16 protein-coding genes are annotated in these 19,536 nt (G+C 65.1%); 10 read left to right on the top strand and 6 right to left on the bottom strand.

The window, feature by feature from the left end; translation table 11 throughout:
- Positions 1-11: 11 nt before the first annotated feature.
- Complete coding sequence (locus tag ACTSLZ_RS08725; protein WP_397556145.1) at positions 12-1,205, top strand: Gfo/Idh/MocA family protein; 1,194 nt, start codon at positions 12-14, stop codon at positions 1,203-1,205.
- Here ACTSLZ_RS08725 and ACTSLZ_RS08720 read toward each other — a convergent pair.
- A complete protein-coding gene (locus ACTSLZ_RS08720) occupies positions 1,199-2,056 on the bottom strand; it encodes a sugar phosphate isomerase/epimerase family protein (RefSeq protein ID WP_443094742.1) in 858 nt (285 codons plus the stop codon). The genes ACTSLZ_RS08725 and ACTSLZ_RS08720 overlap by 7 nt on opposite strands.
- Before the next feature lie 130 nt (positions 2,057-2,186).
- A complete protein-coding gene (locus tag ACTSLZ_RS08715) occupies positions 2,187-3,731 on the bottom strand; it encodes a sulfatase-like hydrolase/transferase (RefSeq protein ID WP_443094741.1) in 1,545 nt (514 codons plus the stop codon).
- Between the two features lie 1,252 nt (positions 3,732-4,983).
- Between ACTSLZ_RS08715 and ACTSLZ_RS08710 the strand changes: the two genes are divergently transcribed.
- From ACTSLZ_RS08710 to ACTSLZ_RS08700, 3 genes are all read left to right on the top strand, one after another.
- The gene (locus tag ACTSLZ_RS08710) at positions 4,984-6,927 is read left to right on the top strand and encodes an aconitate hydratase (RefSeq protein ID WP_443094740.1); all 1,944 of its coding nucleotides are present in this window, start codon (positions 4,984-4,986) and stop codon (positions 6,925-6,927) included.
- 191 nt (positions 6,928-7,118) lie between these two features.
- The gene (locus ACTSLZ_RS08705) at positions 7,119-7,883 is read left to right on the top strand and encodes a crotonase/enoyl-CoA hydratase family protein (protein ID WP_443094739.1); all 765 of its coding nucleotides are present in this window, start codon (positions 7,119-7,121) and stop codon (positions 7,881-7,883) included.
- Positions 7,884-7,973: 90 nt separating this feature from the next.
- Positions 7,974-9,164, top strand: coding sequence for an acyl-CoA dehydrogenase family protein (locus ACTSLZ_RS08700; RefSeq protein WP_443094738.1), 1,191 nt, complete (start codon positions 7,974-7,976; stop codon positions 9,162-9,164).
- On the opposite strand, the gene ACTSLZ_RS08695 is transcribed toward ACTSLZ_RS08700, so the two are convergent.
- The 4 genes from ACTSLZ_RS08695 to ACTSLZ_RS08680 form a co-directional block, all read right to left on the bottom strand.
- Positions 9,150-10,559 (bottom strand): sugar porter family MFS transporter, encoded by a 1,410-nt coding sequence (locus tag ACTSLZ_RS08695; protein ID WP_443094737.1) that lies wholly within the window; start codon positions 10,557-10,559, stop codon positions 9,150-9,152. The two genes, ACTSLZ_RS08700 and ACTSLZ_RS08695, sit on opposite strands and share 15 nt — an antisense overlap.
- Before the next feature lie 62 nt (positions 10,560-10,621).
- Positions 10,622-11,743, bottom strand: a complete 1,122-nt coding sequence (locus tag ACTSLZ_RS08690) for a glycoside hydrolase family 172 protein (protein WP_156265363.1) — start codon at positions 11,741-11,743, stop codon at positions 10,622-10,624.
- 930 nt (positions 11,744-12,673) lie between these two features.
- On the bottom strand, positions 12,674-13,678 hold the full coding sequence (locus ACTSLZ_RS08685; protein WP_443094736.1) for a LacI family DNA-binding transcriptional regulator: 1,005 nt from the start codon (positions 13,676-13,678) through the stop codon (positions 12,674-12,676).
- Positions 13,679-13,800: 122 nt separating this feature from the next.
- A complete protein-coding gene (locus ACTSLZ_RS08680; protein WP_443094735.1) occupies positions 13,801-15,456 on the bottom strand; it encodes a fucose isomerase in 1,656 nt (551 codons plus the stop codon).
- Between the two features lie 350 nt (positions 15,457-15,806).
- Here ACTSLZ_RS08680 and ACTSLZ_RS08675 point away from each other — a divergent pair, with 350 nt between their 5' ends.
- The 6 genes from ACTSLZ_RS08675 to dtd all read left to right on the top strand — a co-directional run bounded on the left by ACTSLZ_RS08675 (position 15,807) and on the right by dtd (position 19,523).
- Complete coding sequence (locus tag ACTSLZ_RS08675; protein ID WP_443094734.1) at positions 15,807-17,207, top strand: sugar porter family MFS transporter; 1,401 nt, start codon at positions 15,807-15,809, stop codon at positions 17,205-17,207.
- 114 nt (positions 17,208-17,321) lie between these two features.
- Entirely contained in the window at positions 17,322-17,717 is a 396-nt protein-coding gene (locus tag ACTSLZ_RS08670) for a DoxX family protein (protein WP_443094733.1), read from the top strand.
- A gap of 95 nt (positions 17,718-17,812) precedes the next feature.
- The gene (locus ACTSLZ_RS08665; protein ID WP_443094732.1) at positions 17,813-18,373 is read left to right on the top strand and encodes a TetR/AcrR family transcriptional regulator; all 561 of its coding nucleotides are present in this window, start codon (positions 17,813-17,815) and stop codon (positions 18,371-18,373) included.
- Positions 18,370-18,738 (top strand): DMT family transporter, encoded by a 369-nt coding sequence (locus ACTSLZ_RS08660; protein WP_129314444.1) that lies wholly within the window; start codon positions 18,370-18,372, stop codon positions 18,736-18,738. Before ACTSLZ_RS08665 ends, ACTSLZ_RS08660 begins: the two co-directional genes overlap by 4 nt.
- Positions 18,735-19,049 (top strand): DMT family transporter, encoded by a 315-nt coding sequence (locus ACTSLZ_RS08655; RefSeq protein ID WP_129314443.1) that lies wholly within the window; start codon positions 18,735-18,737, stop codon positions 19,047-19,049. The genes ACTSLZ_RS08660 and ACTSLZ_RS08655 overlap by 4 nt, the downstream gene beginning before the upstream one ends.
- 36 nt (positions 19,050-19,085) lie before the next feature.
- On the top strand, positions 19,086-19,523 hold the full coding sequence (dtd, locus tag ACTSLZ_RS08650) for a D-aminoacyl-tRNA deacylase (protein ID WP_129314442.1): 438 nt from the start codon (positions 19,086-19,088) through the stop codon (positions 19,521-19,523).
- Positions 19,524-19,536: the final 13 nt, after the last annotated feature.

The raw sequence follows: 19,536 nt of genomic DNA, 5'->3' as shown, positions 1-19,536 counted from the left end.
AAAGGACAACCATGAACACAGTGACCACAGACCAGACCATCCGATTGGGCATCGTGGGCTACGGCGCCCAGGGCACGACCTACGCCGGGTTCATTGCCGAAGGGCGCGTGCCCCACATGAGCATCGGGGCCGTCTGCGACACCGATCCTGCCCGCAGGGCCCAGGCCGAACAGGACCACCCCGGGGTCACGACCTTCGAGGACTATTCCGACCTGTTGGAATCCGGCACGGTCGACGCCGTCGTCACGTGCGTGCCCCACTACCTGCACCCGGACATGGGAATTCGCGCCCTGCGACACGGAACACCCGTCCTGGTCGAGAAACCCGCTGGCGTCTACACGCAACAGGTGGCCGAGCTCAACCGCGTCGCCGCGGAAACCCCGGACGTCCCCTTCGCCATCATGTTCAACCAGCGCAACAACCCCCTGTATCGCAGGATCAAGGAGATCATCGACGCGGGAGATATCGGGGCCTTGCGGCGCACCAACTGGATCATCACCACGTGGTGGAGGCCCCAGGGCTACTACGACCAGTCGGCCTGGCGAGCGACCTGGGGAGGCGAGGGCGGCGGCGTCCTCGTGAACCAGGCGCCGCACCAGCTCGACCTGATCCAATGGCTGTGCGGAGTGCCCCGCACGGTCTTCGCCAAAGCCGCTTTCGGTTACAAGAGGAATATCCCCGTGGAGGACGAGGTCACTGCCCTCCTGGACTACGGCAACGGGGCAACCGGAGTCTTCATCACCGCGACCCACGATCTCGTCGGAACGGACCGCCTGGAAATACTGGGGGACAAGGGCAAGATCGTGGTGGACGGCTCCAAGAAGGCTCACGTCTTCCGCCTCCGCGAGGATGAGCAACGGATTTCCCAGGACCTGGGCATGGACGCCGTGCGCGGTCTCTTCCAGGGCCAGCTCGATCCCCACGAGTTCTACGAGGAGGAAGACATCGAATTCGACTCGGTCTGGGGCGAACAACACACCGGCGTCCTGGAGAACTTCGCTCTCCATCTCCTGGACGGAACACCCTTGCTCGCCCCCGGTTCGGACGGCATCAACGGCGTCAGGCTCGCCAACGCGATCCACCTCTCCGCCTGGAAGAACGAGGAAGTCCCCCTGGACTTCGACGCCGCGGAGCACTTGTCCATGCTCAACGACCGCATCCTCGAGGAGGGCGAGTACCCGCAGCGTACCGGAACGGTTCAGTAACCGATCGACCTCAAGTAGGCCCTCGAATCCGCGAGACAGTCGAACGGATCGCGCCCGTAGAGCTCATCCTGTTCCACGAAGAAGTGCTCGGCACCCGCCTCGAGCGCCACTGGAAGAATCTCCGGCCAATTCATGTTCCCGGCCCCCACCTCTGCGAACTGAGGCAAGAGGGCGAACCTGCGCATGAACTCTGCGTGCGACTCCGGCGACTTGTCCTCCAGCAATGCCATGTCCGCCGCCGGCAACGGCACCACCCGGTAGTCCTTGACGTGGATGAGCTTGCAGACGCCCGAATACTCGCGAAGCATGTCGATCGGGTTCATGCCACCACGCTGGACCCAGTGAAGATCCACCTCGAACCGGACGGTGGGCGCGACCCGGCGAACGACGTCGAAGATGCGCTCGCCGTCGAACTGCGCGAGGTCCACGTGGTGGTTGTGGTAGCAGAGAGTGATGCCGTGGGCCGCGAGCTTCTGGGCCGCGGCCTCGCAGTCGCGTCCCCAGGCCTCGCAGGCTTCCTTGGACGCCATCGCGTCGAAGGGCATCATGCCGATACGGACGAATTCGACGCCGAGACGCGAACAGTCCGAGACGACCTTGTCCATGTCGGTGTCGAGGGCATCGCCGGTCGCCGTCGGCGTCGTTCTGAGGGCCACGGAGAGGGCTCCCACCCGCAGACCGAGGTCGACGACGCCGCGCTCGAGGGCCTGGGTATTCGCCTCGTCCATGGGGATCTGGGAGACCTCGACCGAGTCGTACCCGAGGTCGGTGATCCTTTGCAGGACCGGATACATGCCTTCCTCGGACACTCGGTCCTTGAGCATCATCATCTGCACGCCCAGCGTCGTCATCTCGACTCCTTGTCTGCTCTTGTGTCGCCGTTGCCCGCGAAGATGCGGGATCCGGTTTCAGATCTACCGACATGGTGTAGTGCAGGTCACGTGATTGCCGCCGGTTGCAGAGTGCGATGTCGAGGGGAGGTCAGCTGCAGAAGTGCTCCCCGGCCCAGGCCTTGGTGTAGAAGTCCTTGGAATCCGTGGTGAGCAACTCCTTGTAGTCGTCGGGGTCGAGGGATTGGGCCGAATCGTCCGGAATCGTGTCGGTGAAGGCCGAAACGCCCAGTCCGGCCTGGTGGTCCTTGACCTCGAGGCCGGCCGCTTCGAGCATCGTCGGATACATGTTCAACTGATCGATACCGGGTCGCAGGCGACGTTGGTTGTCCTCGCCGGGGACCCAGACGCGGTTGAAGATCGAGCGGTTGTTGTTCTTGTCGAGTTGCTGGTGGAAGGAGTCGCTGGACTTCATGTGCTTGAGGTGGTCGCCCTGGATCACCACGGCGGTGTCGTCCAGGTACCCCTTGTCCTTCATGTAGTCCAGGTAGTCGCCGACCTTGTCCATGGAGCACTGGTACACGGACGTCAGTTTGCTGTCCGTGTCCACGTTGCAGTAGTCGTACGCCTTGGCCGGTTCGTGACTGTCCAGAGTGAGCGCGGAGAGGTTGAAGGGCTGACCAGTTCGCTCCGATTCGGCGTGCAACTGGTCGATCTCGTCCTTGGCGTGGTCGAAGAGCCTTTCGTCGTTGAGTCCCCAGTCCTTGCGGAAGTTCTTCTGCGGCTCCCCGGCCTTCTTCCAGTCGTTGAGGTCCTTGACTTCGTCGTAGCCGTGGTTCTGGAGGAAGGTGTCCTTGCTCGCGAATTCGGCACCGGCGCCGCCCATGAACACGTTCTTGTATCCCTGCTGTTTGAAGACGTCGCCCATGCACGTGGTCCCGTTGAGGTACGTGTCGATGTCGTCAGGTGGAGCGGTGTCTCCGCCGCCGTACCAGGGGGTGTCCGTTCCCTTCAGGGGAATCCCGCACTGTGTGGAGACGAGTCCGGCCATGGTCCAGCCACCGCCCTCGTACTGCTGGTAGTCATCGACCTTCTGCCAGTCCTGGGTGCGGTCCTCGAGGGGCGGGTACGGATTCTTCTCGAAGAGACTTTCGTCGGAGAGGGTCTGTTCGCCCGACTCGAGGTAGATGTTGACGATGTTGCGTTTCTTCGACGTGTCGGTCGTCTGCGGCTCGGCGTAGTAATCGCCGATGTCCTTGTCCGAACGTGTGGCACGAACCCAGTCGGACAGGTTCACGCTCGACGAGAAGAGTGAGGCGCCGGTGACCACGAGGATCAGCACCAGCCCCGAGGCGACGCCGCGAGCGACACGGCGCCCCTTCTTCGGGCGAGGATCCCAGGCACCGAGCCTTTTGCGACGATTGCGGGCCCAGTGTGCCAGGGCGATGAGGAGGGTAATGAGGAGGGGGAGCACGATGATCAGCCCGATCCCCAGCCACTCCCGGGGATACCCGCTCTGCAGTTCAACGCCCTTGATGCTCATGGCCATCTGCCGAACGCTGACGGAGCCCCAGTTCCACCGGATGAACAGGGCGGCGCTGAGCAGCGCAAGTCCCAGCCAGATCAGGACGTAGACGACAGTCGTCCCCAGGGCAGAGCCGAATCCACGGCTCGACTTAGGATTCTTCGCGGGCACAGTCACTCCTCGGCATAGTTCGCCCTAGCCACCCGTAGGTGGCACACGGTGGACCACCCTAGCGAATTTTGAACGGAACTCCGCATGCGGTGCCCTCGTCTCACCAAGTGGGACGACCTTGGCACAAGCTCCCGATTCCCCTTAAGTTGCCTTGCCGTTGCGTTCGGGGTGTGAGCGGCGGGCCGGGTTTGGTGGGGGTGCGCCGGGTTCGACTTCGGGTTCGGGGCGTGGGGTGGGTTCGGTTCGGTGAGGGTGCGCCGTGGGTGGTTGGGTGGCGCTTCTGGCGGGCAGGGTTTCGGATGAGCACCTCGGAAATCGGCTGTGCCTGCGCGGTTTCGGCGGTGGCGCGGGGCCCCGGTGGTGGCGCGGGGCCTCGGCTGTGGCGCGGGGCCTCGGCTGTGGCGCGGGGCCTCGGCTGGTTGCCCCGCCCCGCCCCGCCCCGCCCCGCATTGGGTGGCGGTTACCCGATCCGGAGCCGTTGGCCTCCAATAGGTGGGGGCTGAGCCACCACCTAACGACTGAAAACTCCTCCGTATCCGGCAACCGCCACCCAACGGAGCCGAACGGGGCGCCGGCGTCGTCGGTATTCGGGTCGAAGTGGCAGTTTCGTGCGTTTTCGGGGGTGCCCCGCCCGCGAGATGGCAGGTTTGTGCGGTTTTGGGGGTGCCCCGCCCGCGAGGTGGCAGCTTTGTGCGGTTTTGGGGTCTGAAATCGCACGGGAGTGCCACCTCGTGAAGTGGGGCCGCACGAGAATGCCACCTCGTGCCCGGGATGGCGGGGTTGTCGGTCGAGGTGGCAGTTTGGTGCGTTTTCGGGGGGTGGTCTGTCCGCGAGGTGGCAGGTTTGTGCGGTTTTGGGGTCTGAAATCGCACGGGAGTGCCACTTCGTGAAGTGGGGCCGCACGGGAATGCCACTTCGTGCCCGGGATGGCGGGGTTGTCGGTCGAGGTGGCAGTTTCGTGCGTTTTCGGGGGTGGTCTGTCCGCGAGGTGGCAGGTTTGTGCGGTTTTGGGGCCTGAAATTGCACGGGAGTGCCACCTCGTGAAGTGGGACCGCACGGGAATGCCACCTCGGCAGTGAAAGCCCGAACCCACGCCGCCGCCCCGACCCACGACGCCGCCCCGACCCACGACGCCGCCCCGCCCCATCCCGACCCCCCCCCGACTTAACCTTTTGTGACGTGGGGCATAGCCTGGGATCAGATCCCGGGTCAGAGAAGACCCGGTGCTCGTCAGAGCCGGGAGGGCAGAGAAGTGTCACAGAACGTTGCTCAGAAACTCATATCGAGCCATCTGGTCGAGGGGACCATGACCCCGGGTGAGGAGATCGCCGTGAAGGTCGACCAGACCCTGACTCAGGACGCCACGGGGACCATGGTGATGCTCGAACTCGAGGCCATGGGCCTGGACCGTATCCAGACGGAATTGTCGGTCCAGTACGTGGACCACAATCTGTTGCAGACCGACGAGAAGAACCCCGATGACCATCTGTTCCTCCAATCCGCGGCACAGCGATTCGGGTTGTGGTTCTCCAAGGCGGGCAACGGAGTCTCCCATCCGGTGCACCAGTCGCGTTTCGGGCGCCCCGGCGCGACCATGATCGGTTCCGACTCCCACACATGCGCCGCGGGTGCCCTGGGAATGTTGGCCATCGGCGTCGGGGGACTGGAAGTCGCGATGGCCATGGCCGGTCAGCCCCTGTACGTTTCGATGCCCGAGGTTTGGGGCGTCGAACTCACCGGCGAGTTGCCGGATTGGGTTTCCGCGAAGGACGTCGTCCTGGAAATGCTGCGTCGCCATGATGTGAAAGGCGGCGTCGGTCGCGTGATCGAGTACCACGGCCCCGGTCTGAAGGGGCTGACGGCGATGGACCGGCACGTCATCGCCAATATGGGTGCCGAACTCGGCGCCACGACGAGCATTTTCCCCGCCGACGACGCCGTGCGCGACTATCTCGACGCCGTCGGCCGACCCGACGTCTTCCAACGGATCGAGGCCGACGACGGCGCGACCTACGACGTCGAAGAGCACATCGACCTGTCTTCCCTGGAGCCTCTCATCGCCAAGCCGTCCTCACCCGGCAATGTGGTCCCGGTGGCCGAGGTCGAGGACGAGGACGTGTTCCAGGTGGTGGTCGGGTCGTCCGCGAATCCTGGATTGCGGGATTTCGCGGTGGTCGCCGAGACTCTTCACGGACAGCAGACCCACCCGCAGGTTTCGGTGGACGCCAATCCGACCTCCCGCGAAGTTCTGGCGGACCTCATCGCGGGAGGTTGGTTGACGTCGTTGGTGTCGGCTGGGGCCCGTATTCACCAGTCCGGGTGCATGGGGTGCATCGGTATGGGGCAGGCACCGGCCACGGGTCGCAACTCGTTGCGCACGATGCCGCGCAATTTCCCGGGTCGTTCCGGTACGGAGGAGGACGCCGTGTGGCTGTGTTCTCCGGAGACGGCCGCCGCGGCCGCGCTGACGGGCAAGATCACGGATCCGCGAACCCTGGGCGAGAGCCACGGCATCGACTGCCCCAAGCCGAAAATGCCGGAGAAGTACAGCGTCAACGACGACATGTTGCTGCCCCCACCGGAGAAGGAAGAGTCGTTGCAGGTCGAGCTCGTGAAGGGACCGAACATTTCCTCCCTGCCCGAGTTCGAGCCGCTCGACGACCACCTGGAGGCCCCGGCCCTGTTGGTGATGGGGGACAACGTGTCGACGGACGAGATCATGCCCGCCGGGTCCCGCGTCCTGCCGTATCGCAGCAATATTCCGAAGATTTCGGAGTTCAGTTTCACACGGATCGACCCGAGTTACCCGGAGCGTGCCGGTCAGGTGGACGGCGGCCACGTGGTGATCGCAGGCGACAACTACGGCCAGGGATCCTCCCGCGAGCACGCCGTGATCGCCCCGCGGTACCTCGGGCTGCGGGCGGTCATCGCGAAATCCTTCGCCCGCATCCACTGGCAGAATCTGGCCAACTTCGGCATCCTCGCGCTTCAGTTCGACGACGACGCCGACTACGAGGCCGCGCAGCAGGGCGAGGTCGTCGTGCTGGAGGATCTGCGCAACGCGTTGACGGGCGGCCGCACTGTGAAGGCAACCATCGGCGGTCGCGAGACCACACTGCGCCACAGCCTGTCCGAGCGTCAGGTGTCGATGGTTCTGGCGGGCGGACGCATTCCGCTGACGGCGCAGTCGGTCTGAAGGCTTGTCCCACCCTTCCGATCTGCGGATGCCGGCCCCGCGCCTTTCGGTCGTGTTCCGTGCCTGCCGGCCGACGCCGCGGCCCGAACGTCCGTAGGTCCTTGTTACGTGTGACGCCGCCGAGTCGGAATCCTGGAATCACCGACCCGCGGGCATAGAGTCGGGGGAAGAGTGAAAGGGATCTAGATCACATGAGCCAAGTTGTTACGACCGAAACCAAGGATTCCGCGCTGGTCATAACCCTGAACCGGCCGGAGAAGAAGAACGCCATCAACGCCGAGGTGGCCGGTGAGTTGCGAGCCGCGGTCGAAAAGTTGGAATCCGATCCGGATCTGCGCGTCGGCATCCTGACGGGGGCCTCGGGGACGTTCTGCGCGGGGATGGACCTCAAGGCCGCTGCGAAGGGCGAGAACGTGAGCATCGAGGGGCACGGATTCGCCGGATTCGTGCAGACGGTCACCAGCAAGCCCATGATCGCCGCGATCGAGGGCTTCGCGCTGGGCGGAGGCCTGGAAATTGCGCTGAACTGCGACCTGATCGTTGCCGCCGAAGCCGCAACCCTGGGGTTGCCCGAGGTCACGCGCGGTCTGATTCCCGGGGGAGGCGGGGCCATTCGTGTTCCGCAACGCATCCCGCACCACCTGGCGATGGAGCTGCTCCTGACGGGCCAAACCTTCACGGCCGAGAGAGGCCACGAGATCGGCCTGGTCAACCGGGTGACCGAGGAAGGACGCGCTCTCGAAACCGCCACCGAGCTCGCCGCCGTGATATCCGCCAACGCGCCGCTGGCCCTGGCCGCGGTCAAGGATGTGGCCAGGATGGCCGAGAACACCACGGAGCAGGAGGCTTTCGCGGGGCAGGCGCGGATCGTCGATTCCTTGAAGCTGTCGGAGGACTTCGCCGAGGGGGCCGCGGCATTCGCCGAGCGCCGGAAACCCCAGTGGCAGGGACGCTGATCCATCTCCACGGGCCGAACGGCGACCCGGCCGAACGACGGCGACCCAGACCCGCAACGAACCATGACCAGACGGAAAGAAGGACCAACCATGTCCAAACCAGCCAACACGACGTCCGATTTTCTCGACTACGCCTCGCTCCTCAGTTCGGAGGAGCAGTCTGAGCTGAAACGTATCCGCGAGTACCTTGCCACGGAGATCAAGCCCCTGGCCGAGAAGGCATGGGAAGCCAGCGAGTTCCCGAAAGACTTGTTCAAGAAGCTGGCACCCTTGGGAACCGCGGCGGGAAGCTACCCCGAGTACAGCAGGGTCCAGGTCACGCCCCACAGCGAATTGTTGGCCGGATTCATCCGGATCGAGATGAACAAGACCGATCCTTCCTTCGCCGTCGCGGCAGGTGTGCACACGGGCCTGGCGATGGGCTCCGTGGCCGGTGGCGGCGACGAGGAGCAGCGTCAGCGCTGGTTGCCGGACATGGTGGACATGTCCCTGATCGGCGCGTTCGGACTGACCGAGCCGGAGGGCGGATCGGACGTATCCGGCGGAATGCGGACCACAGCCACGCGCGACGGCGACGAATGGGTGCTCAACGGCGCCAAGCGCTGGATCGGCAACGCAACGTTCGCGGACCTGGTGGTGGTCTACGCCAGGGACACCGCGGACGACCAGGTCAAGGCCTTCGTGGTCGAGAAGGGGACCGAGGGGTTCCACGCCGAGAAGATCCAGGGAAAGATCTCCCTGCGCACGGTTGAGAATGCGGACCTGACCCTGACCAATGTTCGGGTGCCCGAGAAGAACCGGCTGCAGAACATCAACGGGTTCCGGGACGTCGCCAAGATCCTGCGGGACACGAGGGGCGACGTCGCCTGGCAGGCCACCGGCGTCGCAATGCGTGCCTATGAGGTGGCCCGGGAGTACGCCACCACCCGCGTCCAGTTCGGGAAACCGATCGGCGGATTCCAGATGATCCAGGACCTCTTGGTCAAGATGCTCAGCAACGTCACGGCCATGCTGGGCATGGTCATTCGTCTGGGCCAATTGGCCGAGAACAAGGAGGACACCTCGGCACAGGCGGCGCTGGCCAAAGCCTTCTGCACGACCCGCATGAGGGAGACGGTCGCCTGGGGCCGAGAGCTGTTCGGCGGGAACGGTATCGTGCTCGAGTACGAGATCGCCAAGCTGTTCGCCGACGCCGAGGCCATCTACTCCTTCGAGGGATCCCGCGAGATGAACACCCTGATCGTGGGCAAGAACATCACGGGGCTCTCAGCCTTTGCGTGAGCCGTTGCGCTGTGCGGGCTCGCTGAAGATCTCGAAGGACCCTGTCTTCCAGTAGTTCTCGATGTTCTCCAGCGACTGCCCGCTCGTCTCGGGGACGAGGCGCAGCACGTAGAAGAACGCCGCGAGCGAGAGGACTCCGAACACCAGGAAGACCACGGACCCGTACGAGGCGATGGCCGGGGGAACCATGGAGGAGAAGATCGCGTTCATCAGGTACTGGGCGAACGTGACCACGCCCATGCCGACGGCGCGCAGACGCAGCGGCAAAAGCTCCGGGACCAGGAGCCAGAACACGGGTCCCATGCCGAATCCGAAGGAGAACGTGTAGAGGAAGACGAGCACCACCGTGATCCATCCCGATTCCGGGAGGACCCACAGTGCAACCATCGACAGGGTCTGGCCGGCCATGGACCAGGCGAGCATCGTGACTCGGCCGACCCTGTCGATCATCGGGAGGGCCACGGCGGTGGAGACCACCAGGGCGATGCCGACGCTGTAGTTCGCGATCAGGCCCGAGTTGCTGCCGAGGCCTTCGAGCTTGCCGAAGATGATCGGGGCGTAGTAGATCACGGCGTTGATCCCCGTGAAGACCTGGAAGAAGGTCAGCCCCAGGAGCAGGAGCACGGGTTTGCGCGCGTGCGAGACAAGGTCCTTGACCCCACCACGGGTCGTGTTGAGCATTTCCTTCATCTCGCGGACTTCGAGTTCCGCGATCTGCGGTGTCCCGCGCAGCGTGCGGAGAACCTTGAGTGCCTTGTTCTCGCGTCCCCGGGTCAGCAACCAGCGGGGGCTCGGGGGCGCAATGTACATGCCGATGAAGAAGACGACGGCCGGGACGGCGCCCAGGGCCAGGATCCACTCCCAAGCCCCCGAGGGAGCGAGGGTGCCGCCGACGACGTACGCCGAGAGGATCCCGCAGTTGACCGCCAGCTGGTACAGGCCGGACAACATGCCTCGGATTCTCGTGGGCGCCAGTTCCGACAGGTAGATCAGCCCGAACATGTTGGCGATTCCGACGCCGAGGCCCAGGAAGAACCGCCAGGCGCCGACCAGGCCCGCCGAGGTGGCCAGACCGCAGCCGATCGACCCGACCACGAAGATCACTCCGGCCACGAGCAGCAGGTGCCGCCGGTCGAAGCGAAGGGCGGCCACGGAGGCCACGACGATCGCGGGAAGGGACCCGAACAGGAGCATCGACGTGATCGCTCCGACCGAGCCCTCCGAGAGCCCGAAGTCCTCGATCATGGGTGGTAGGGCCGCCGAAATGGCCCCGGAGTCATATCCGTACAGGAGCCCGGACAGGCCCGCCAGGAGCGCGATGAGGTATACGCGCGGCGGGATCTTTTCGTGGGCTCTGTCGAGGGTCTTCTGGGGCGACGTCGATGTCTGGCTCATGCCGTGTTCCTCTCCGGCGAGCCCGCCGCTGGAGGACGGGCCGATTCTGATGGTCGAAGTGTTCAGCTGCGGGGTTCCCGCGGGGGAGTCGCCCCGAGATCGGGGACCGGTTCTTTGCCGATGTGGACTTCCATGTCGTCGAAGCCCGGCGTCGTCGGTCTGGACGCCGTGGGGCGGTCCAGGTAGAAGACCGCGGTCGAGGCGATGTCGTCATGGAGCGGGAGGTAGCGCCACCCGCTCCGCCATCCGAGGGCCTGGATATCGATCGACAGGTTCTGGTGGAAACGGATCGGGTCCGGCAGGTGCCAGCGGTACAGGCCGAATCGCTGCTGACTTGCGTAGAGCCCGTCGGGTCGAATTACCTGGGGCATCCCGAGGTAGGGGGTCGAGAACTCCTGGTACCCGTGGCCGGGTACGTCGAAGTTCCAGGCGCCTCCGAAGTAGTCCTCCGTGCCGGTGCCGCAGATGGTGGGGTAGGCGTCGTCGCCGTCGAGGTAGAACTTGATCTCGCCTTCGCCCCACCAGCCGCTGGAATTGCTGCCCCAGGCAATGTAGGTGCCCGCGTAGTGCCCGGATCCCTCGACGCCGTCCAGAATCGTGTGCGTTGTCTTGTCAGGCAGAGGGTTGCTGCGCCGCCATTGGGCGTGGAAGTAGGCCTCGTCGCTGTAGTCGCCACCGATTTCGTAGGTGATCTGGAAGTAGACCGTCGCGACGACCTCGGAGGTGTTCTCGAGCGTCAATCGGGCCGATTCCTTGAAGGGCATGGGCCAGTAGGAGTTGAAGCCGCCCTGCGGGTTGGCCGCGATCGGTTGGGAGCTGACCTGTGAGAACTCGCCCCACCCGTTGCAGAAGAAGTCTCCGTACGGGACCTCGACGGCAGGTTCGGAGGCGCCGTCCCAGAAGGCGCGCAGGAGCAGTGTCCGCCAGTGATCGGTGTGGGTGGTGATCCACACGTGAGTGATGCGGCCGGGTTCGCGGATGTTGGCGAGGTCGAACGTCTCACCAGGGGCGATATCGACGCTGGGCGAAATCTTCCACCCGGGCCCCAGGTCCCGCGCGGCCGCGGCCCCGGTCCCTTCCGTGGCGCGGCCCCCGCCTCCGGGGGAACCGTCGAAGTTTTCGGGACTGATCGAACGGGTCGAGACATTGCGGAGGCGAGAGATGCCGGCGAGATCTGCGGCCATCACGGTTCACCACACTTCCTTGTGACGGGGAACATCATCTGAGTAATCGATTACCGACACGCTACGGGCGGAGGGCCGGGGTGTCAATAGGGCAACTGCGCGTCTTGGGCGGGGTATTCTTCTGATGGGAGAAATCGTTTACTTCCGGACGCCACGAGTGCCGCGGGCGGTTTCGGCGGTCGAACCTGCCGAGGTGGCACTTTCGTGCGGTTTTTGCACCCAAAACCGCTCAAATCTGCCACTTCGCGGGCCGAGCAGGGCCGAAAACGCACGCCATTGCCACCTCGATTCGCTGATGGCCCGCGGCGACGACGTCGTGCTTCGTGAGGCGGTTGTGAACGGTGGTGGGGTGGCGCGCGTGGTGGCACAGTCGTCTTCAGGTTGGCGAAGGGCCTCGGTCGGGAGGGGGTTGCCCGATTGCGAGGCGATGCCTGCCGTTAGGTGGTGCTTTAGCCTCCTCCTAACGCCGGTAACTGCCACCAGTTCGGCCAACCCCCACCCAACGCGCCGGAATTAAGGGGGCAAAAACCCGAGAGAAACGCCGGAATTCGGCACCCAATCGGTCAACCCCCACCCAACGCGCCAGAATCGCGGGGCAACAACGCGAGAGAAACGCCGGGACTCGGCACCGAATCGGCCAAACCCCACCCACGGACGGAATTCGACCGGAGTCATGGGCTGTACCAGGAAGGCCGGAGGTGGCGACGAGCTTCTGACGTCGCCCGAAGGATCTGTATTGACTAGGAAATACACAATTGCGCGCAGTAACCCGCGCCCGACGCCGCCCTCACACCCCGCGCACCCGAGCGCCCGACGCCGCCCTCACACCCCGCGCACCCGAGCCTCCGACGACGCCCCTAAAACCAAACCCGACGCCGCCCCCAAGCCCAATCCCAAACCCGACGACGCCGCCGCCCCCGAACCCAAACATCACCCCCGCGAAGGAGGCCCGCCGGCCGTGGATTCTCGCTCGATGACTTTCGAACTCAGCAGCGTGGTCCGGGGCATCTCGTTCGGTGCAGCGATGCGGTCGATGAGCATCTGCGCGGCCAACCGGCCCGTGTCGCGGATGGGCTGTTGGATCACGGAGACCGAAGGGGTGACCAGACGGGTCCAGATGTCGTCGTCGGTCGCGAGGAGTGCGGGCGGGTTGGGGAGCCCACGGATGGCTTGGAAAGCACCCGCCGACATGCGGTTGTTGGTCACGAACACGCAGTCGATGTCGCCGTCGTCCAGGATCCCGGTCATCGCGGTGAAGCCCGAGTCGAAGTGCAGATCCCCGCGGTAGAGGGCCGGCGCGCCACCGGCAGAGGTCGACCACGCATGGGAAAAGCCCAGCAGCCTGTCCTCGGTGGTCGTCAGGGTTTCCGGACCGGTGATGCACGCCGGCCTGCGGAATCCCTTGTCGCGAAGGTGAACCGCGGCCTGTCGGCCGGCGTCCATGTTGTCCGTGGCGATGCGGTCGACCTCGACGTCGGGCAGGCGCCGGTCGACCAGAACCACCGGGATGTTGGCCTCCGTCAGGGGTGTCAGCCCCGACCAGCTCTCGTCGGAGGGAATCGCGATCACGCCGGCCATGCGCCGGGCGACGATCTGGTCGAGGTACGTCTGCTCTTGGTCCGGCTCATTGCCCGTGTGGCACAGCATCACGGAGTAGCCGGCGCTTCGGGCCGCAGGTTCCACCTCGCTGACCACCTGCGAAAAGTACGGGTTGTCGGCGTCCGGGATCAGCACGGCAATCTGGGAACTGCTGCGAGCCCGCAGGGACCTGCCGGCCGCGTTGGGCACGTATCCCGTGGCTTTCACGGCCTCCCGGACGCGGCGCGCGAGTTGCTTGTCCACATTGGGGGCGTCGTTCATGACCCGCGAGACCGTGGCCGACGAGACTCCCGCACGCTCTGCGACGTCGCGGACTGTCGGTTCGGACCGGGACATGGATCCTCCGAGGGGTTGTGATGGGGTGCGGGACGCGGGAGGCCGCGGTGTGGCCTCCCGCGTCACACGGACATCTGCCAGCTTACTGGACGCACATGCTCTGCCGTCGCACCCGCCCGCGGTCAGGCGATCCGGACGTCGCCGCACACGTGCACGGTGACACCGATGCGGGAGAACAGTGCGGCCTTCGCGGTCAGGGCGCGGTCGGCGGCGTCGGCGTCGTCACCGTAAACGATCTGCACGTGATTCGCCTTGTGGCGAGCCATGAACTGGTTGCGGTCGACCCCGTGCAGGACGACGTTCGCGACCGGCCACTCGGGGTTGGTCGCTTCCTTGCGGCGCTGGGTCTCCTCGTCCGGGAGTTCGACGACGCTGCCGCGGCCGACGTCGGCGTGCAGGGCACCGTCCTGGATGTAGACCCTGGACCAGACGATCTCGCCGGGCTTCGAGACGCCGTTGATCGTCGATCCTCCCGCGGGGAAGAAGACCGGGTCCTGCCGCCAGCCTTCCGCGCCCTTGTAGCCGCCGGGCAGGTGGGAGGCCGGGACCGAACCGGAGATCTCGTAGACCCAGACGTATGCTCCGTCGAATTCTTCTCCCCAGCGGACGTCGTGAAGTGTCGTGGCCGGGTCCATACCCATCGCGGTCCAGACCCGGTTGGTGACCAACGCGTCCACGGCCACGCCTTCGTCCACCTCGTTGAAGTTCGGCAGAGCTTGGCCGTCCCACAGCACGCGGGAGCCGTCGCGACTGGTCACCGGAGGCCGGTACTCGTTATTGAGCAAGCCCTCGACCAGGTCGGAGGCGGGGCAGGTGTCCTTGAGTCCTTGCTGATACTGGATCCCGACGGCGTCGAGCCCGAAGTCGTCGGAGATCCGCATCGCCGCGATGTACATCTTGTACTGCGCACGAAGCTGCTTCGGGGTGAGCTCCGTGGCCTCGTCCTCGCCCAGCCGGAACGTCATGCCGGCGTCCTCGAGCCACCGTCCGACGGCGTCGGCCTCCTCGTCGGACACCGTGCTCATCTCGGCGACCAGCGCGGACTGAGAGAGGCGTTCCTTGTAGACGCCGATGGGGTTGAGCAATTCGTCGTCGATGATCGCGTTGTACATTCCCATGCACCCCTCGTCGAACACGCCGATGATCGCCTTGTCGGTCAGCAACTGGTCGCCGAGGGCCTCGCCGAGACGTTTCTCCTCGCTGTCTTCCAAAGCGGGGAGGTCGCGAACATGGGACGCGTCCTGGGTGACCGATCCGGTCGAGAGCCATTCCCGAACGCCGTCCCTGAACCAGTCGTCGGTGCCGTCCACGGTCCAGAGGGTCGAGTACTCCCGGCCCATCTTGGTGAGGCTTCCGTTGAGGTTGAGCAGACCCACCAGGCCGGGCCACTCGGGGGCGAAATTGGCCACCGTGAGGATGGGGCCGCGGTGCGTGCGGAGGCCGGCGAGGACGTGGTGGCTGTACTGCCAATTGGCGGTCGCCACGATCAGCGGAGCGTCGCGGGGGATGTCGCGGAAGACGTCGATCCCCATTCGCTGGGACCGAATGAAGCCGTGGCCCCGCTCCTGGTCGGGCTCGAACCCGCGCTGCACCGACCATCCGGTCGATTCGACGGCGTCGGTGACGAGCCGTTCCAGCTCCTGCTGGGCCGACCAACTCGCCGTGTTGGCGCTTTCCCGCAAGTCACCGCTGGGAATCAGGATGACCGTCTGCTCGGGGGCCTCCGGAGACGGCGCCTGCGGTGGGAACCGGTAGGTCGTGGGTGCAGAGTCAGTCATGGCATCTCCTTCGAAGCTCGTCGATACGGGTGACCGCATCGTGATTCGCTTTCCGTGGGAAAACGATTACTGACCGAAACCGTACGAGCGGAGATATGTGATGTCAATACTCCGTCTGGTGAGCACGACGCCGCCAACGCACCTGACACAAGGAAAAACAGGGCAGAGGGACCAAGAATCGCAGGCGGCAGGGAAGGGGCGAAAAATGTGATCCAGGTCTTGTTGGAGCACGTTCCCTCAACTATGGTGTGCCGCAGGCAATAAATCGATTACTCACCTCGCAGCCCATGAGAGTCCGGATCCCGCATCGAGCCGACGCCGGGGCCGGCACACCGAGAAAGGCCTCTACCGTGCGACAACACCATCGCCTGATCACCACGAAAACAGTCTTTGTGCTGGGCGCACTGGGGGCGCTCCTGTTCGGATACGACAACGGCATCGTCGCCGCCGCCATTTTCTTCGTCCCGGACGAACTCCCGCTGTCGCCGACGGTCGAAGGGCTCGTCGTGAGTTCCGGCGTCATCGGAGCCATGGTCGGATCCATCTCCAGCGGGCCCCTTGCGGACAAGATCGGACGGCAGCGCATGCTCCTGGCGGCCGCGGTCGTCTTCCTGATCGGGGCCGCTGGGGCCGGTGCCGCGCCGACGGCGGAGGTCCTGGTCGCATCCCGACTCGTCCTGGGTCTGGGGATCGGTATTTCTTCCGTGGTGGTGCCGCTCTATCTGGCGGAAATAGCGCCGGCAAGCCGCCGGGGGATCGCCACCTCGATGAACCAGTACCTCATCGTGGTCGGCACGGGCGTGGCCGGCGGCGTCGGGTTCGTGTTGTCCTTCAGTGGGTCCTGGCGCTGGATGCTCCTGATCGGAGTCTTCCCGGCGTTGGTCCTGTTGCTCGGAATGCTGTTCATGCCGGATACGCCTCGGTCCCTGACGCGGCGGGGCTATCCCGAGAGGGCACACGACGTGCTGCGCACCATCCGCAACGATCCCGCAGAGGCGGACGCAGAATACGCGGAAATCAGCGCGGTTGCCGCGAAGGATATGGAGGACCGGTCCGACAAGGGTCCGGATGGCACCGGGAGCGGAAAAGCCTCGGGCCGATGGAGCGAGGGCTGGGTCGCCAAGCTTTTGGTCATCGGCGTGCTCCTTGCCGTGTTCCAGCAGGTCACGGGCATCAACGCGGTGGTCTACTACTCGCCGAGCGTGTTGACTGACCTGGGCCTGACGCCCACTCAGTCCCTGCTGTTCTCCTTCCTCAACGGGATGCTGAACATCGCCACGATCGCCGTGGTCGTGCACATGAAGATCGTGGATCGGCGCGGCCGCAAGCCGCTGCTCCTGACCGGTGTCGCCGGTTTGATCGTGAGTACGGCCGCGATCGGCCTTGTTACGATCTTCGGCGAGCCCGGCTCGGTGGTGCAGGTCGTGGTCACCATTCTGGCCTTCGTCCTGTTCACGAACGTCTTCTCCGCAACGTGGGGCCCGGTGCTGTGGGTCATCCTGGCCGAGATCTTTCCGCTGCGCATCCGCGGGTTCGCGATGGGAATCGCGACACTGTTCAACTGGTTGGCCGCATTCGCCGTATCGCAGTCGTTCCCCGTGCTGCAGTCCCACGTGGGAGCGGGGCCGATCATGCTGGCCTTCGCGGTGATCGGCGTCGTGATCGTGCCGATTGTGATGCGGTGGGTCCCCGAAACGAAGGACAGGAGCCTGGAAGAGCTCGAGGAGGACTTCCGGCTCGGAAAGTCCTGACCTCGCCCCTGCCGCGTCCGGGCCGGATGGGCGTAGCATGGCCGCACCGGACCATCCGAGGGCCCGGAATACTCGCACCACGGCAGTTGCTCGTGGCGAAAGGGGTCGTTGACCATGTTCGCCGTCTCACCCGCCCTCGTCTCCATCGTTCTTCTGCTGGTTCGCGCCATGCTCACCGTGGCCTTCGTCCGGGAGTTCTTGGTCAAGGCCAAGGATGTTCCGGCGTTCGCGAAGGCCGACGGCCTGGCAGTTCCTGTGGCCTGGTTCGTGACCATTGCGGAACTGGCGGCCGCCGTGGCCTTCGCGACGGGCGTGCTGGCGCAATGGGCAGGACTGGGCGTGGTGGTCCTGATGATCATCACCACGAGCCTGCATGTCATGGCCTGGCACAGCCCGTACTGGGCGACCAAGGGTGGACCCGAATATGACATCCTTCTGCTCACGCTGGCCGCTCTCATCGTGGTTCTGGGTCCGGGCGCCCTCTCGGTACCCGGCCTCGTCGGCGCCTGATCGCGAGGGGAGCGGGAACCGGCAGTCCACACGTCTGTGTCCCCATATGAGGACTGGTTGGCGTACTTTACCTCCCGGCAGGTAAAGTGACCGGGGTGAGCGAAGATACGAGAGCGCGCATCCTGCGCGCGGCCAAGGAACTTGCGGAGGAACAGGAGTCGGTCCAGGGGGTCACGGTGTCCCTGGAATCCGTCTCTCGCCGGGCGGGCCTGACCAAGCAGGGCCTGATGTACTACTACTCGAGCAAGGAAAATCTGATGCTCGGGATGGTCGAGCACGCCGCGGCCCGGTGGGACGGCCTGTTGCGAGACCACACGGGCGCTGCACCGGAAGCCCTCTCCGTGTTCGAGCGGTATCGGGCCTACGCCGCCGTTGCCACGAGCGCCGAGGTTTCCCGTGCGGACTACTGGGTGTTTTCGGAGGCGCTCTATCACCCGAAGCTCGGGGAGCCATGGCACAGATTCCTGTCGCCGTGGTTCGCGGTCGACGACGTCGCGGACGAGGCCCGCTCCCTGCTCACGGCAGCCCGGTTCTGCGCGGATGGTGCCTGGATGTCCGAGGCCACCGGTGTGTTCCCTGCGGAGAACCTTGCGGCCGTGGGGGTCCGTGCCCAGGAATTGATCGATCACGCCGAGGCGAAAGGAGGTCACCGATGAAGAAGTGGTGGTTGCTCACGAGCGCGATCTTCGCCGAGGTCACCGGAACCATGTCCTTGCGCGGTGCCGTCGACAACCCGGCGTGGGTGCCCGTGGCCGTCGTCGGATACGTGGGAGCGATCCTGTTGCTCGGGTCGTTGCTGCGCGCGGGCCTGCCGGTCGGGTTGGCGTACGGAATCTGGAGCTCTGTCGGCGTCGCCCTGACCGCGATCCTGGGCTGGGCGCTTTTCGGCGAGGCTTTGTCTCTGACCGGGATCTTCGGCATCGGCCTGATCATGCTGGGGGTGCTGGTGATCGAGACCGGCACCGAATCCCATTATCCGGCGACGGTACCGATCCCGGTCGTTTCCGAGGAGCGCCCATGAGTTGGATCTGGTTGGCTTGTGCAATAGTCTCCGAGGTCGCGGCCACGCTGAGTCTGCGCGGATCGGACGGATTTAGGAAAAAGCGCTGGATTGCGCCCATCATGATCTTCTACGCGGCGGGATTCACGTTCCTCGGGCTCTCCTTGCACGCCGGGATGCCGGTGGGCGTGGCGTACGGGATCTGGACGGCGATCGGTATTGCACTGATCGCCCTGTTGGCCCGCGCGATCTGGAAGGATCCCCTCACCAAGCGCATGGTTCTGGGTATCGTGCTCATCATTGCCGGGGTCGCTCTCGTCGATCTCGGATGAGCCGCTCGCGGACGAGACGTTGTCTAGACTGGCCCCATGCGTGTGATCCTTCAGAGAGTCGAACGTGCACAGGTGACGGTTTCGGGCGAGGTCGTCGGCCGGATCGACGAGCCGGGGCTGGTGGCGCTGGTCGGCATCACTCATGAGGATGGTGACGCCGAAATCGCCAAACTCGCGGACAAGACCTGGAATCTGCGCCTCCTGGACGGGGAGAAGTCCTGCGCGGACGAACAGGCACCGATCCTGGCCGTCAGCCAGTTCACCCTGTACGGCGACGCCAGGAAGGGGCGGCGTCCTTCGTGGTCCAAGGCGGCGCCGGGGCCGGTCTCCGAACCACTGTTCGAGCAGTACGTTTCAGCCCTCCGCGGTTTGGGTGCCACGGTCGAGACGGGTCGTTTCGGCGCAGAAATGAAGGTCGAGCTGGTCAACGACGGCCCGTTCACCGTCGTCCTGGACAGCGCCGACCTGCTCTGACGCGCCGCCGGCC

It is taken from the genome of Rothia koreensis, assembly GCF_052232265.1.
GTDB lineage: Bacteria > Actinomycetota > Actinomycetes > Actinomycetales > Micrococcaceae > Rothia > Rothia koreensis.
Note: the sequence above shows the minus strand (reverse complement) of the source record. Positions and strands in the feature narration are given on the sequence as shown.

Bases quoted from the DNA above. Each gene is read 5' to 3' on its own strand.
- ACTSLZ_RS08725 (WP_397556145.1), top strand. From the start codon at position 12: ATGAACACAGTGACCACAGACCAGACCATCCGATTGGGCATCGTGGGC.
- ACTSLZ_RS08720 (WP_443094742.1), bottom strand. From the start codon at position 2,056: ATGACGACGCTGGGCGTGCAGATGATGATGCTCAAGGACCGAGTGTCC.
- ACTSLZ_RS08705 (WP_443094739.1), top strand. From the start codon at position 7,119: ATGAGCCAAGTTGTTACGACCGAAACCAAGGATTCCGCGCTGGTCATA.
- ACTSLZ_RS08700 (WP_443094738.1), top strand. From the start codon at position 7,974: ATGTCCAAACCAGCCAACACGACGTCCGATTTTCTCGACTACGCCTCG.
- ACTSLZ_RS08695 (WP_443094737.1), bottom strand. From the start codon at position 10,559: ATGAGCCAGACATCGACGTCGCCCCAGAAGACCCTCGACAGAGCCCAC.
- ACTSLZ_RS08690 (WP_156265363.1), bottom strand. From the start codon at position 11,743: ATGGCCGCAGATCTCGCCGGCATCTCTCGCCTCCGCAATGTCTCGACC.
- ACTSLZ_RS08685 (WP_443094736.1), bottom strand. From the start codon at position 13,678: ATGTCCCGGTCCGAACCGACAGTCCGCGACGTCGCAGAGCGTGCGGGA.
- ACTSLZ_RS08680 (WP_443094735.1), bottom strand. From the start codon at position 15,456: ATGACTGACTCTGCACCCACGACCTACCGGTTCCCACCGCAGGCGCCG.
- ACTSLZ_RS08670 (WP_443094733.1), top strand. From the start codon at position 17,322: ATGTTCGCCGTCTCACCCGCCCTCGTCTCCATCGTTCTTCTGCTGGTT.
- ACTSLZ_RS08660 (WP_129314444.1), top strand. From the start codon at position 18,370: ATGAAGAAGTGGTGGTTGCTCACGAGCGCGATCTTCGCCGAGGTCACC.
- ACTSLZ_RS08655 (WP_129314443.1), top strand. From the start codon at position 18,735: ATGAGTTGGATCTGGTTGGCTTGTGCAATAGTCTCCGAGGTCGCGGCC.
- dtd (WP_129314442.1), top strand. From the start codon at position 19,086: ATGCGTGTGATCCTTCAGAGAGTCGAACGTGCACAGGTGACGGTTTCG.